16 protein-coding genes are annotated in these 12489 nt (G+C 55.5%); 9 read left to right on the forward strand and 7 right to left on the reverse strand.

Going from position 1 to position 12489, the window contains the following annotated elements:
• Positions 1–141 precede the first annotated feature (141 nt).
• Positions 142–2316: a DNA helicase RecQ gene (recQ, locus tag ACQE3D_RS10040; RefSeq protein ID WP_313728095.1), complete on the forward strand. Its 2175-nt coding sequence runs from the start codon at positions 142–144 to the stop codon at positions 2314–2316.
• Here the strand turns inward: recQ and ACQE3D_RS10045 are convergent.
• Genes ACQE3D_RS10045 through ACQE3D_RS10055 form a run of 3 tightly spaced genes read right to left on the reverse strand, consistent with a single transcriptional unit; the run spans position 2304 to position 3488 of the window.
• The gene (locus tag ACQE3D_RS10045; protein ID WP_071160660.1) at positions 2304–2747 is read right to left on the reverse strand and encodes a DUF1249 domain-containing protein; all 444 of its coding nucleotides are present in this window, start codon (positions 2745–2747) and stop codon (positions 2304–2306) included. The two genes, recQ and ACQE3D_RS10045, sit on opposite strands and share 13 nt — an antisense overlap.
• A 1-nt stretch (position 2748) precedes the next feature.
• On the reverse strand, positions 2749–3153 hold the full coding sequence (locus tag ACQE3D_RS10050; RefSeq protein WP_064024828.1) for a 6-pyruvoyl trahydropterin synthase family protein: 405 nt from the start codon (positions 3151–3153) through the stop codon (positions 2749–2751).
• A gap of 35 nt (positions 3154–3188) precedes the next feature.
• Positions 3189–3488: a PilZ domain-containing protein gene (locus ACQE3D_RS10055; protein WP_064024826.1), complete on the reverse strand. Its 300-nt coding sequence runs from the start codon at positions 3486–3488 to the stop codon at positions 3189–3191.
• 238 nt (positions 3489–3726) lie between these two features.
• On the opposite strand from ACQE3D_RS10055, the gene ACQE3D_RS10060 reads away from it, so the two are divergent.
• The 8 genes from ACQE3D_RS10060 to ACQE3D_RS10095 all read left to right on the forward strand — a co-directional run bounded on the left by ACQE3D_RS10060 (position 3727) and on the right by ACQE3D_RS10095 (position 9730).
• The gene (locus ACQE3D_RS10060; RefSeq protein ID WP_313728093.1) at positions 3727–4740 is read left to right on the forward strand and encodes a tryptophan--tRNA ligase; all 1014 of its coding nucleotides are present in this window, start codon (positions 3727–3729) and stop codon (positions 4738–4740) included.
• Positions 4741–4781: 41 nt separating this feature from the next.
• Positions 4782–5537 carry a YdcF family protein gene (locus tag ACQE3D_RS10065; protein WP_313728092.1) on the forward strand — a complete coding sequence of 252 codons (756 nt, stop codon included), beginning with the start codon at positions 4782–4784 and terminating at the stop codon, positions 5535–5537.
• A gap of 73 nt (positions 5538–5610) precedes the next feature.
• Positions 5611–7425, forward strand: coding sequence for an ABC transporter ATP-binding protein (locus ACQE3D_RS10070; RefSeq protein WP_313728091.1), 1815 nt, complete (start codon positions 5611–5613; stop codon positions 7423–7425).
• A gap of 418 nt (positions 7426–7843) precedes the next feature.
• On the forward strand, positions 7844–8074 hold the full coding sequence (locus tag ACQE3D_RS10075) for a hypothetical protein (protein WP_313728090.1): 231 nt from the start codon (positions 7844–7846) through the stop codon (positions 8072–8074).
• Between the two features lie 13 nt (positions 8075–8087).
• Positions 8088–8618 carry an REP-associated tyrosine transposase gene (locus ACQE3D_RS10080; RefSeq protein WP_313728089.1) on the forward strand — a complete coding sequence of 177 codons (531 nt, stop codon included), beginning with the start codon at positions 8088–8090 and terminating at the stop codon, positions 8616–8618.
• Between the two features lie 101 nt (positions 8619–8719).
• Positions 8720–8929: a type II toxin-antitoxin system VapB family antitoxin gene (locus ACQE3D_RS10085; RefSeq protein ID WP_313728088.1), complete on the forward strand. Its 210-nt coding sequence runs from the start codon at positions 8720–8722 to the stop codon at positions 8927–8929.
• 24 nt (positions 8930–8953) lie between these two features.
• A complete protein-coding gene (locus ACQE3D_RS10090) occupies positions 8954–9310 on the forward strand; it encodes a VapC toxin family PIN domain ribonuclease (protein ID WP_427551703.1) in 357 nt (118 codons plus the stop codon).
• Positions 9311–9322: 12 nt separating this feature from the next.
• A complete protein-coding gene (locus ACQE3D_RS10095; protein ID WP_313728086.1) occupies positions 9323–9730 on the forward strand; it encodes a transposase in 408 nt (135 codons plus the stop codon).
• Between the two features lie 188 nt (positions 9731–9918).
• On the opposite strand, the gene ACQE3D_RS10100 is transcribed toward ACQE3D_RS10095, so the two are convergent.
• The 4 genes from ACQE3D_RS10100 to ACQE3D_RS10115 form a co-directional block, all read right to left on the reverse strand.
• Positions 9919–11394, reverse strand: a complete 1476-nt coding sequence (locus ACQE3D_RS10100; protein ID WP_313728085.1) for a TIR domain-containing protein — start codon at positions 11392–11394, stop codon at positions 9919–9921.
• A 23-nt stretch (positions 11395–11417) separates the two neighbouring features.
• The gene (locus tag ACQE3D_RS10105) at positions 11418–11648 is read right to left on the reverse strand and encodes a type I restriction-modification system subunit M N-terminal domain-containing protein (protein ID WP_313728084.1); all 231 of its coding nucleotides are present in this window, start codon (positions 11646–11648) and stop codon (positions 11418–11420) included.
• 88 nt (positions 11649–11736) lie between these two features.
• The gene (locus ACQE3D_RS10110) at positions 11737–12132 is read right to left on the reverse strand and encodes a type II toxin-antitoxin system VapC family toxin (RefSeq protein WP_313728083.1); all 396 of its coding nucleotides are present in this window, start codon (positions 12130–12132) and stop codon (positions 11737–11739) included.
• On the reverse strand, positions 12129–12395 hold the full coding sequence (locus ACQE3D_RS10115; RefSeq protein ID WP_313728082.1) for an AbrB/MazE/SpoVT family DNA-binding domain-containing protein: 267 nt from the start codon (positions 12393–12395) through the stop codon (positions 12129–12131). Before ACQE3D_RS10115 ends, ACQE3D_RS10110 begins: the two co-directional genes overlap by 4 nt.
• Positions 12396–12489 lie beyond the last annotated feature (94 nt).

Consider the following 12489-nt stretch of genomic DNA (forward strand, 5'->3'; position numbering starts at 1 on the left):
GGGGATTTGTTGAAATCGGTCGACCGTTCGGCGCGAATTGCTGTTTGGGATCGGAGGCGCGAGCCGGGCGGCCGCCGGCGCCAACTATGTTTTAATATGGCGATGCTTTCGTTCCGATCTATCCATTTCTAATATCGATTCATGACCGCCAATCCCGCCTTGGACGTCCTGCGCAACGTGTTCGGCTATGCCAGTTTTCGCGGCCCGCAGCAGGCCATCATCGATAGCGTCGTCGCCGGGCAAGATGCGTTGGTGCTGATGCCGACCGGCGGCGGCAAGTCGCTGTGTTACCAGGTGCCGGCCTTGGTCAGGGACGGCGTCGGCATCGTCATTTCGCCGCTGATCGCGTTGATGCAGGATCAAGTCAGCGCCTTGCACCAGCTCGGCGTGCGCGCGGCGTATTTGAATTCGACGCTGGATTTGGAACAGGTTCGCGCCACCGAGCAGGCCTTGCTGAACGGCGAACTGGATTTGCTCTACATCGCCCCGGAACGGTTATCCAATGCCCGAACTCAGGCCTTGTTCGGCCGCTGCCGGATTGCGTTGTTCGCGATCGACGAAGCGCATTGCGTCTCTCAATGGGGCCACGATTTTCGCGCCGATTACCTGCTGCTGTCGGTGTTGCACCAACAATTTCCGCAAGTGCCGCGCATCGCGCTGACCGCCACCGCCGACGAGCGCACCCGCCAGGAAATCATCGTCCGCTTGGGCTTGGAGCAGGCGCGGGTTTTCGTCAGCGGCTTCGACCGGCCCAATATTCGCTACCGCATCGTTCAAAAAGACAATGCCCGCCAGCAACTGTTGAACTTCATCCGCACCGAGCATCCCGGCGATACCGGCATCGTTTATTGCTTGTCGCGCAAAAAAGTCGAGGAAACCGCCGACTGGCTGAATCAGAAAGGTTTGCGGGCGCTGCCCTATCATGCCGGCATGGACCATGCTCTGCGCCAAAAAAACCAGCATCAGTTTTTGATGGAGGATGGCCTGATTATCGTCGCGACCATCGCTTTCGGCATGGGCATAGACAAACCCAACGTGCGCTTTGTCGCTCATCTGGACTTGCCTAAAAGCGTCGAAGCCTACTATCAGGAAACCGGTCGGGCCGGCCGCGACGGCTTACCGGCCAACGCCTGGATGGCTTACGGCTTGCAAGACGTGTTGACGTTACGGCAAATGCTGGCGTCGTCGAATGCCGACGAGGCGCATAAGCGGGTCGAGTACCACAAACTGGATGCGATGTTGGCGTTATGCGAGATGGTCGGCTGCCGGCGCCAGGCGCTGCTGGCCTACTTCGGCGATGTACAGGGATGTACAAGTGTCGTGGAAGGCACGACGCCGGGAGCGACCGACGGTCCTAAGTACTATTGCGGAAACTGTGATACTTGCCTGGAACCGGTGGCGACCTGGGACGGCAGCGTGGCCGCCCAGCAGGCCCTGTCTTGCATTTACCGCACCGGCCAACGCTTCGGCGCGACTTATTTGATCGACGTATTGCTGGGCAAGAGCGACGAGAGGATTCGCAGCAACGGCCACGACCGGCAATCGACCTTCGGTATCGGCAAGGCGCTGGACGAAAAAACTTGGCGTTCGGTGTTTCGCCAGTTGGTCGCCAAGTCCTTGGTCGAAGTCGATTTCGAAGGTCACGGCAGCCTGAAACTAACCGATGCTTGCCGGCCGGTATTGCGCGGCGAACAAACCTTGATGCTGCGCAAGGATGCGCAAACCGCGAAGGTTGGCCGCGATCGCGTTGAAAAGCGCCAACCCGGCGGCGCGGCCGACAGCGCGCTGTGGGAAGCCTTGCGCGCCAAGCGCCGCGAATTGGCCGATGCCCAGGACGTGCCACCCTACATCATTTTCAACGACGCCACCTTGATGGCGATGGTGGAAAACCGGCCGCGCGATCACCAGCAGTTGGCGCGCATCTCCGGCGTCGGTCAGCGCAAATTGGCATTGTACGGCGACGATTTCCTGGCCGTGTTGGCCGAGTTCGACGACCGTCCGGCAGGCGACACCGTTGGGGAAAGTTTGGCCTTGTTCCGCTTGGGCTACAGCGTCGAGCAGGTGGCCGGCCAGCGCGGTCTGACGGCGGAAACCGTTTACAGCCACATGGCTAAGGCCCTGGAAGCGGGGCTCGTCGCGCTGGACGAAGTATTGAGTTTGGGTTCGGCCGAAATCGCCGAAATCGAGCAAGCGATATTGGCTCTGCCGGAGGCGCAACGCAACGCGCTAAAACCGGTTTACGAACAATTGGGTGGGGCTTACGGCTACGGCGTGCTGCGCTGCGTGCGGGCAGCCTTGCAGCGTCAGACGGCGTGAGGCCTGGAATCGAAGCGGTATTCGGTTTTCAGGCAGTGGTCCAGCCACTTTTCCAGGAAGTAATTCAAGCGCCATTTGTAATTCTGGATTTCCAGTAATCGGCCCGGATTGGGGAACACCTGATCGACGGCCGGCCGTTCATGATCGCGGATCGCTTCGGCCAGTTTGGCGTCCAGATAAATGCGGATTTTGACCGCCGGTACCATCAGCTCGCTCAAATGGGTACCGAAGCAATGGCTGAGTTCTATCGTCAAGGTATAGGGATTGCGCTCCAACACTTCCAGATGCAGGGCCGGCTTGTTGCCGGTGATGCCGACCGCGGTCTTATCGAAGGCGCTCAGATTGGGAATCAGCCGGAACAATTTCTGGTAGTTGGATTCGCACAGCTTTTCCAGGCACAGCGAGGTATTGACCGGATGCACCAAGCTCATGTCAGTCTTCCCGGTAGCAGGCGCAGGCGCTGGATGTTTCCCACAGTACCACCTGATCGACGTCGAAGCCGCGTTGCTTGACGTATTGGTAAATCATTTTACTCAGCACTTCGGCGGTCGGATGCTCGTCCAGCGCTAGAAATTGCTCGTTGTGGGCGGTCAGGGCCGGAATCAGCGGATCGTCCTTGTGTAACAGAAAATTGTGGTCCAGCACGTCGTCGATAAAGGTTTCCACGCAGGCCTTGACGTCGGAAAAGTCGCAGACCATGGCTTGTTCGTTCAACTGGGCGGCGCGGATCGAGATACTGGCCTTGACGCTGTGGCCGTGCAGGTTGCGGCACTTGCCCGGATGGTTCATCAGCCGGTGGCCGTAGCAAAAATAAACTTCTTTGGTGATGACGAACATAGATTTGAGTTTACATCCCTGTCGGGGCGAGGGTGTCAGTTGCCCTTGATGCTTTTGATCGAGGCGGCGATTTCATAGCTGGCATCGGCTTGCCGAACGCTACGCACCACCTCGATGAAGGCCGTCATCGGCGGGGTGATCGAGGTTTTCGGGATAATGCTGACTTCCATCGCCGCGCCGATGTCGAAGGACCGTTCCGCGATAAACGACACGCCGGCTCCGCTCAAGGTCAAGCAACGGCCCACCTTGATCTCATCGGAATCCGCCGCCCGGTAAGTGATGTCACAGTCCACATCCATCCGGATGTAATCGCGTTTTTCGTCATGAGTCAGCATGGGCCCTCCGCGTGGTTCCAGCAGTGATAGTAAATAAACCGGATTGAGTGTACATAAAAACGGGCGATTCTGCTTGGCAAATAGCCCTGAGTTCGCGGCCGCGCCCGGCCTTTTTGTCCGGCTTGTGACGGCTCCGACAACCCGGCTAGTAACGGCTTGCCCCGCGTTTTGCGCCTGACGCGGCGGGGCGATTTGTGTAAAATCCCGCCACTTTTCTCGACAGTCTTTAGGCATACGCATGAGCAAATCCATCGTTCTGACCGGCATCACCACCACCGGCACGCCGCATCTGGGCAATTACGCCGGGGCGATTCGGCCGGCCATCCAGGCCAGCAAGGACGAGCAAGTCCGGCCGTTTTATTTTTTGGCCGACTATCACGCGCTGATCAAATGCAGCGAGCCGGCCAGGGTCAAGCAATCCAGCCTGGAAATCGCCGCCACCTGGCTGGCGCTGGGCTTGGATACCGCCAACGCGGTGTTCTACCGCCAATCGGACGTGCCGGAAATCCTGGAACTGACCTGGATGCTGACTTGCGTGACCGCCAAGGGTTTGATGAATCGAGCGCATGCCTATAAAGCCGCCGTCGCCGAAAACGAAGAAACCGAGGGCAACGATCCGGACAAAGGCATCACGATGGGCTTGTTCAGCTACCCGATCCTGATGGCGGCCGACATCTTGATGTTCAACGCCAACAAGGTGCCGGTCGGCAAGGATCAAATCCAGCACATCGAAATGGCCCGCGACATCGCCAGCCGCTTTAATCATATCTACGGCGAGCACTTCGCGTTGCCGGAAGCGGTATTGGACGACAACGCCGCCACCTTGCTGGGCCTGGACGGCCGCAAGATGAGCAAGAGCTACAACAACACGATACCGCTGTTCGAGCCGGAAAAGAAACTGCGCAAGCTGATCAACAAGATCAAGACCAATTCGCTGGAGCCGGGCGAACCCAAGGATACCGAAGGCTGCACGCTGTTCGGTATTTATCAGGCCTTCGCCAATCATCACGAAGTCGAGGCGATACGCCAGCGCTACGCCGAAGGCATAGGCTGGGGCGAAATGAAGCAAGTGCTGTTCGAAAAAATCAACGACGAAATCGCCCCGGCCCGCGAGCGCTACGAAGCCTTGCTGGAAGCGCCCGAGCATATCGAACAGCAATTGCGGGAAGGCGCCGAAAAAGCCAGAGCCATCAGTCGGCCGTTTATCGAACGCTTGCGCGAAGCGGTGGGGATTTCCCGGTTGCACGGCTAAGCGCGGCGTCGGCGGTGGCGGGTTAACGGACACCGGCGCCGATGTCGTTCATCGCGCTCTATATCGCCAAAGCTTTGTTGTTGCCGCCGTTGGGCTTGCTGTTGGCGGCGATCCTGGCGCTGGCCGGCAAACGTAAATCGGGAGGACGCGTGGCGCTGATTTGTCTGATCTTGCTGTTGCTGTTGAGCTTGCCTGCGGTCGTCAACCGGCTGGCGCTGGCTTGGGAACGCTTTCCGCCGTTGGCACGGGATGCTTACGCGCAAGTTCAACCCCAAGCCCTGGTAGTGATCGGCGGCGGCTTGCTGTACGGCGAAAGCGAATACCCCGACGGCGTGACCCTGCATCCGCGCAGCCTGATTCGGGCGCGGTACGCCGCCAAATTGGCGCTGGCCTTGAATCTGCCGGTGTTGGCCTCCGGCGGCGGCAGTCCGGAAGCGCCGGAGATCAGCGAAGCCGGCTTGATGGCGGAGATGCTGGAAAGCGAATACGGCGTCCCACAACCCTGGCGGGAAACCGCCAGCCGCAACACCGCCGAAAATGCCCGCTTCAGTTACGCGCTTTTGCACGAACTCGGCATCGACCGCATCGTGCTGGTGACTCAGGCCTACCACATGCCGCGCGCCGAGCTGGAGTTTCGCAAGGCCGGGTTTAGGGTTGTACCGGCGCCGACCGCCTTCATCGGCCGCGAAGGTCCGTTGACCTGGGCCGATTGGCTGCCGTCGGTTTCGGCGTGGTCGAATGTGTTCTTGCTGGCCCACGAAGCGGTTGGCATGTTCTGGTACCGTTTACGGTACTGATTCGAATCCCGCCAACCGGGCGCGGGTCGGCCGATTCGTTATAATGGCCCTTGCTTCGTTCCCCGTTTCCGTCATGCTCAAATCCCAGTCTCCGTCGGACTTGCGACGTTCCGCCGACGCGCCCGCGCTGCCCACCGGCTTGTTTCGTTTCGTATTGTTTTGTCTGCGGCCGTATCGTTGGTTACTGTTGCTGATGTTGATCCTGGAAACCGGCCAAGCCGCCGGCGGTATCCTGGTGCCTTACGCGGTGAAGGCCTTGATGGATGCGGTGGCCGCCGCGCCACCGGGCGGCGATTGGTGGGCGGTGTTCCGCGACCCCTTGATTCTACTGGCGGCGCTGAATGTCGGCGAAATCGTTTCCAGCCGGGCCAGCGGCGCGGTGCTGATTCTGATCGGTCCGCGTTTGCGCCAGAACACCACCCGGATGTTGTTCGCCTATCTGCAATGCCACGCGCCGCGCTACTTCGCCAACCACTTCGCCGGCGGCCTGGCGCACCGGATCAGCGAAACCGCGATCAGCGTCAATCACACCACTTGGTCCGTCATCTGCGATTTCTGGCCGATCGGCGTGACCTTCGCGGTATCGATCGGCCTGTTGCTCAACGCCCATCAAGGCTTGGGCGGCTACGTCGCCGGCTGGGTCGGCGTGTACGTGCTGATTTCCTATTGGCTGGCGACCCGTTGCCAGCCTTACGCGCAAAACTACGCGGCCACCCGCAGCCTGGTCAACGGCAAGATCGTCGATGCCGTGACCAATATCCTCAACGCCAAGTTGTTCGCCCGCCTCGGCGCCGAGCGCGAATACCTGGACGGCTATCTGGATACCGAATTGAAAACCGCCCGCCGCACCTTCTGGTACATGGAGCGGGTGCGCTGGTTTCAATTCACCGCCGCCGCGATCCTGAAGATCGGCACGATCGCCTATGCCTTGCAGTTGTGGCGGGACGGCGCGATCGGCGTCGGCGACTTCGCGATGGCGACCGGTTTGGCCTTGCTGATCATCAACGACGCCCGCAACCTGAGCCGGCGCTTTCTGGAGTTCTTCGAATACGTCGGCAACGTCGCCAACGGCGTCGAGACCATTGTGCAAAGCCACGAAATCGTCGATGCGCCGGACGCGCAAGCCTTGCAAGTCAGCCAGGGACGGATCGAGTTTCGCCAGGTCTGTTTCGGGTACGAGCCCGAGCGCCGCGTGTTCGATCGGCTTAACGTCACGATAGAACCCGGTCAGCGGGTTGGGCTGGTCGGCTTCTCCGGCTCCGGTAAATCGACGTTCGTCAACCTGATTTTGCGCAACTTCGAGCCGCAATCCGGCCAAATCCTGATCGACGGTCAGGACATCGTCGCGGTGACTCAGGCATCCTTGCACAGCCAGGTCAGTCTGATCCCGCAAGACCCCAGCCTGTTCCACCGCAGCCTGCGCGAGAATATCGGCTACGGCCAGCCGGACGCCGACAGCGCAGCCATCGCCGCCGCCGCCCGCCTGGCCCACGCCGATGGCTTCATCGACGCGATGCCGGAAGGCTACGAGTCGCTGGTCGGCGAGCGCGGCGTCAAACTCTCCGGCGGCCAGCGTCAACGCATCGCCATCGCCCGCGTCATGCTCAAGGACGCGCCGATTCTGATCCTGGACGAAGCCACCTCCAGCCTGGACTCGGTCACCGAAAAAACCATCCAGGAAAACCTGGAACGGGTGATGGGCCAAAAGACCGTCATCGCCATCGCCCACCGCCTTTCCACGATCGCCCATCTGGACCGCATTCTGGTGTTCGACCAAGGCCGCATCGTCGAAGACGGCAGCCATCAGGAATTGCTGGACCGGCAAGGCTTTTACCACCGCTTGTGGACGATGCAGGCCGGCGGGTTTTTGCCGGAGGACGTGGTTTAGTTGATTCAAATACAAAGTCCAGAAGGGTAGGCAATGCTGTTCTGCTCACCAGTTCAGCGAAGTAACGTTAACCCCGCGTGGGCACAAAAAAGCGTGCCAACAAGTCTTGGTGTCCGACCAAGGCCGCATCGTCGAAGACGGTAGCCCTGTAGGGTAGGCACGGTCTTTGTGCCCACGTGGAATTCTTCCTGCCCCATCAATTGAAAAAATGTCTCGCTTGATGGGCGCGGAAAATCGGCCCGACGGCGCCAACTTTTTGGTCCACCGCGTGTGATTTTCGACGGTTGGCGCCAACGGCCGGATGGTTGGCGCGTTCCGGTGAGCCGTTGGCGCCAACGGCTGAATTTTCATCGTTCCCACGCTCCGCGTGGGAATGCAGCCCCGGACGCTCGGGCGTTTTTATGAATCAAGGTAAAGCATGGGAAGAAGCCGTTATCTCATCACCGAAGCCGACAAACCCCATTTCATGACTTGCACCGTCGTGGAATGGCTGGCCGTGTTTACCCGCCCGGAAACCGTGCAAATCGTCCTCGACAGTTGGCAATACCGACGCCAACACACAGATTTAAAACTCTACGGTTACGTGGTTTATCATCGTTCCCACGCTCCGCGTGGGAATGCAGCCCCGGACGCTCGGACGTCTTTATGAATCAAGGTAAAGCGTGGGAAGAAGCCGTTATCTTATCACCGAAGCCGACAAACCCCATTTCATGACTTGCACCGTCGTGGAATGGCTGGCCGTGTTTACCCGCCCGGAAACCGTGCAAATCGTCCTCGACAGTTGGCAATACCAACGCCAACAAACAGGTTTAAAACTCTACGGCTACGTGATTTTGGAAAACCATCTGCACTTTATCGCCCAAGCCCCAGAACTCGACAAATGCGTTGCCAGCTTCAAAGCTTATACCGCCCGCCGGATCATCGACCACCTCCAGCAACAACAAGCCGAGCGCCTGCTGCAACGCCTGCATTTTGCCAAAGTCGCACATAAACGGGATCGCGAATACCAGTTCTGGCAAGAGGGCGTACATGCCGAAATGATTTTGAACGAAGCGATGATGCGGCAGAAGCTGGACTACATCCACGCTAACCCGGTCAAGCGCGGTTATGTCAACGTACCGCAGCATTGGCGTTATTCCAGTGCCGCCAACTATGAAGGCTTGGCGGGGGTGATGGAGATAGACGTTTGGTGATGGACGCTGGAGCGTCCGAAGCTGCGTTCCCACGCGGAGCGTGGGAACGATTAAAAATATTTGATACAGTACATCATCAGAATTGATGTCGAGAAAACACCATGAGAACCACCGTAACCATTGACGACACCTTGTATCAAAAAGCCCTGGAAATGGCCGATCCGGACATGGACAAGGCCGAAATCTTCCGGGAAGCGATGAAAACCTTCGTGCGGATTCAGGCCGCCAAGCGCTTGGCTGCGTTAGGTGGAACCATGCCGGAGATGGCGGATATTCCCCGAGATCGCCGACAAACCGAACCGTCTACATGATATTGGTCGATATCTCGGTTTGGGTTGACCATTTCAAAAATCGCAACGAAGACCTGGTGCGTTTGCTTTGTTTCCGATTCGGCGTTGATCCACCCGCTGATTATTGCCGAATTGGCCTGCGGCACACCGCCCGCGCCGAGAACCCAAACCCTGGACAACCTCCGCCAATTAAGGTTTTGCAATCAAGCCGGTTTGCAAGAAGAGGAAGACTTTATCGAGCGCGAAGCGCTATATGGCTTGGGTTGCGGGCTAATCGATTTGCAGTTGCTAGCCTCGGTTTTGATCACGCCCGGCGCCAAGCTGTGGACGTTGGACAAGCGGTTGGCGAAACTTGCCGAGCGGTTTGGTGTGGCTTATCAAGCTTCGCCGACTACGAATTGATTTACATGTTCCGTGCGGTTCGTTACCTCACCGCACGCCACTAGCTACGGCTGCGTGGTTTTGGAAAACCATCTGCACTTTATCGCCCAAGCCCCGGAACTCGACAAATGCGTTGCCAGCTTCAAAGCTTATACCGCCCGCCGGATCATCGACCACCTCCAGCGGCAACAAGCCGAGCGCCTGCTGCAACGCCTGCATTTTGCCAAAGTCGCACATAAACGGGATCGCGAATACCAGTTCTGGCAAGAGGGCGTACATGCCGAAATGATTTTGAACGAAGCGATGATGCGGCAGAAGCTGGACTACATCCACGCTAACCCGGTCAAACGGGGTTATGTCAACTTACCGCAGCATTGGCGTTATTCCAGTGCCGCCAACTATCAAGGCTCGGCGGGGTTGATGGAGATCGATGTTTGGTGATGGACGCTGGAGCGTCCGAGGCTGCGTTCCCACGCGGAGCGTGGGAACGATGAAAAATGGCGATTTGAATGTTTCGATTATCAGAAGAATGATGAAAAATATTACGACGTAAGTAATCAAGCAAGATCCTCAATATATATTTTTATTCAAGGCGAGATGAGTTATTAAACTTGTTTTGCTTAACGGAGCTACGAACCTCTTATTTCTCCAATTTTTCTACGAAATAAATCAGCAATAGCTTGAATTTGTGGCTCCATTTCTTCTGAGCTTTTAAAAATAACGCCGCCAACGCGAGAGCTCTCGTCAAATGTTCCTTCTGGCACAGAATCAAACCAAATTGGTATAACAGAATTTTCTCTAAATCTATCCCTAAACTGTTTAGATTCGAATCTTGTCCAAATTCGTTTTGGATATTCTTCACCTAGTAGTACAATAACGAATTGAGCGTCTGTCATATATATTGGTCTCAAATAATCTTCAACATCTGCAGCAAGCATTCTATGCTGTTCGTTTTGATCATAAAAAACCTCAAATTCCATTTCAGATAAACAATCAAATAAGGATTTTGCTATGTTTCTATCATTACCAGAAAATGAAAGGGCAAAGTCATACGGACATGGAAAGTTCATAGTCATAAAACCAGATTCCTTGGCAAGAGATGACCAAGAAATATTCCTCAAATAATAAATGTATTGAGGATCTTCTACTGAAAGTAGTTTTGTTGTTGAGTCAAAGTGAAGCACGGTTTTTATATCTTCATTATCACTAATTAGGTTTTCGAGGTAGCCTTTGTCTACTATTTGAATAACGCTTCCGCGTAATTCTGGATATCTCATTAAAGCGTCATCTATTGATAAACTCCACTCGACAGATTTGCCTAGCCAGAAAAGTAAATGCAAATAAGGGGCTCGTCCCTCGCGGCGTACTCTTGTACCTTGAGCAAATCTTATTGTCCGATCTCTGAAGCTTCTCGACAATCGGTCGAATACCTTTCCTCTAACTAACTCAAAACTAACAGCTGTTGTAACTTTAGTGGGAGGAGTTTCTAAAATTCCTGAGTCTAAACAAGCCTGATGAGCTAGCATCTGAGCAATATAAAAGCTTCCATGAGCTGATTCGGTAATTTCTTGCTTAACATTTAATTCTATATTAAGCGCTGCTTCTCCCTTTTCTAATAATTCTATTAATTTATATTCAGGATTGGCTTCAAACTTTATTATCTCCACCCTGTTATTCAAATCATGAGCAAAATTAACCAATGCTTGACCTGCTTGATTGATTCCCAGGAGAACAATTTTGCTGTCTTTCCTTTCTTCGTCGGCAAGAACCTTCATGTAATTAGCAATTTTGTGTTTAATTCCGACTTCCAGTTGATGAAAGTCGTCCACAATCACCACGCCAGCATTATCAATTTCAGGTAGATTACTTATAATATCAACATCTTTTGATTTTCTTGCGGACAAAACTAACGCGCTATTAGTTTGGTCTAGCTTATCAAGTGCCCGATTTACTGCAGTTGTTTTACCTATTCCAGAAGGGCCTTCTATTACAACCCCTCTTCCTGGGGTCCGAAGTGCAACAAGTAATGCTGAATACTCCACCGGCTCTACAAAAGTTAAAGTAGGGACGCCGCCAACTTTGAAAACTTCTTCCAAGTTAATCATATATTATCCAAATTTATTAATATTTAAGGCTGTAAGGCGCAATTACCAACGGGCATTGCGCCCCGGCTAGGCAGCTTGACGACGATGTCATCTTTATCCGCCAGATAACGACTGTAGGCATGGCGCAAGAAAATCAAACCCATCACAGGCAGGCGGTATTCTTCGTTACCGGCTAGTTCCGAGTTGCTGCGCAGTGTGTCCGCGGCTTTCCACAAGCGTTTTTCGATGGCTTCGATGTTTTCTAATTGGGCCATGTTGTTTTGGTGATGTTCTTATTGGGCTGACGAGTCGTATCTGCCCGGTTTATTGAAAGGGCATTGCCGTTGGACATATGTCAGCGCTTCAAATCGGTAAAACCCGCACTTCCGGCGTGATACCGGCCTCGCGCGCTGACTTGCAAAACTCGCGATCGAAGGTATGCATCACGGCTTTACCGCAAGCCGCCAGATGCAGGGCATCGGCAAAATCGGCGCCTTGCGCGTACCATTCCAGCGCATGACTGACGGCTTCGGCATCCTCGACCACCGTGTTGTCTACTTCCAGCAATGCCGAGAAAAATGCGCTGAGTTGGTCGCGGGTTTTCTTGTAGCGAGCGCGCAGCACCCATTCGGTTTCCAGCAGAACGGTGCGCGAGATAAAAATACTATCGCTGGCAATCAATTGGCGAACCACGGCGACCTGTTCCGGATGATCGTCCACCAGCGCCCGCACCAGCAGGTTGGTGTCAAAGGCGATCATGAGGCATCCGAACTATCTTCTTCGTTGAGGTCTACCGGTTGGCATAAGGCTTCGGTAGATAGCGGCGGCCCGTCATGTTTGAGCATACCAATCAAGTCTGCCATAGTACGGCCGGTTTTCTTCGGCACCGCTTTCAGCGTAACGCCGGAGGCATTGGACACCAGGGTGAGTTCCGTGCCGGCTTCCCAATGCAGTTCGTCGCGAATTTCCTTGGGGATGACAACCTGGCCCTTGCTGGATAGGGTAATCGTGGCGGTAGACACTGGCATACTCCTTCGAGTAAGACAAAAAGTAAGCCGGATTATCCGCTGGCGACGCCTTGGTGACAAGTTTGGGGTGGTGTCGTCACCTATGGCT

The sequence above is a fragment of the Methylomonas sp. MS20 genome, assembly GCF_050275925.1.
Classification (GTDB): Bacteria; Pseudomonadota; Gammaproteobacteria; order Methylococcales; family Methylomonadaceae; genus Methylomonas; species Methylomonas koyamae_A.

Coding starts and splice junctions, on each gene's coding strand:
- recQ (WP_313728095.1), top strand. CDS start 142: ATGACCGCCAATCCCGCCTTGGACGTCCTGCGCAACGTGTTCGGCTAT.
- ACQE3D_RS10045 (WP_071160660.1), bottom strand. CDS start 2,747: ATGAGCTTGGTGCATCCGGTCAATACCTCGCTGTGCCTGGAAAAGCTG.
- ACQE3D_RS10050 (WP_064024828.1), bottom strand. CDS start 3,153: ATGTTCGTCATCACCAAAGAAGTTTATTTTTGCTACGGCCACCGGCTG.
- ACQE3D_RS10055 (WP_064024826.1), bottom strand. CDS start 3,488: ATGCTGACTCATGACGAAAAACGCGATTACATCCGGATGGATGTGGAC.
- ACQE3D_RS10060 (WP_313728093.1), top strand. CDS start 3,727: ATGAGCAAATCCATCGTTCTGACCGGCATCACCACCACCGGCACGCCG.
- ACQE3D_RS10065 (WP_313728092.1), top strand. CDS start 4,782: ATGTCGTTCATCGCGCTCTATATCGCCAAAGCTTTGTTGTTGCCGCCG.
- ACQE3D_RS10070 (WP_313728091.1), top strand. CDS start 5,611: ATGCTCAAATCCCAGTCTCCGTCGGACTTGCGACGTTCCGCCGACGCG.
- ACQE3D_RS10075 (WP_313728090.1), top strand. CDS start 7,844: ATGGGAAGAAGCCGTTATCTCATCACCGAAGCCGACAAACCCCATTTC.
- ACQE3D_RS10085 (WP_313728088.1), top strand. CDS start 8,720: ATGAGAACCACCGTAACCATTGACGACACCTTGTATCAAAAAGCCCTG.
- ACQE3D_RS10100 (WP_313728085.1), bottom strand. CDS start 11,394: ATGATTAACTTGGAAGAAGTTTTCAAAGTTGGCGGCGTCCCTACTTTA.
- ACQE3D_RS10105 (WP_313728084.1), bottom strand. CDS start 11,648: ATGGCCCAATTAGAAAACATCGAAGCCATCGAAAAACGCTTGTGGAAA.
- ACQE3D_RS10110 (WP_313728083.1), bottom strand. CDS start 12,132: ATGATCGCCTTTGACACCAACCTGCTGGTGCGGGCGCTGGTGGACGAT.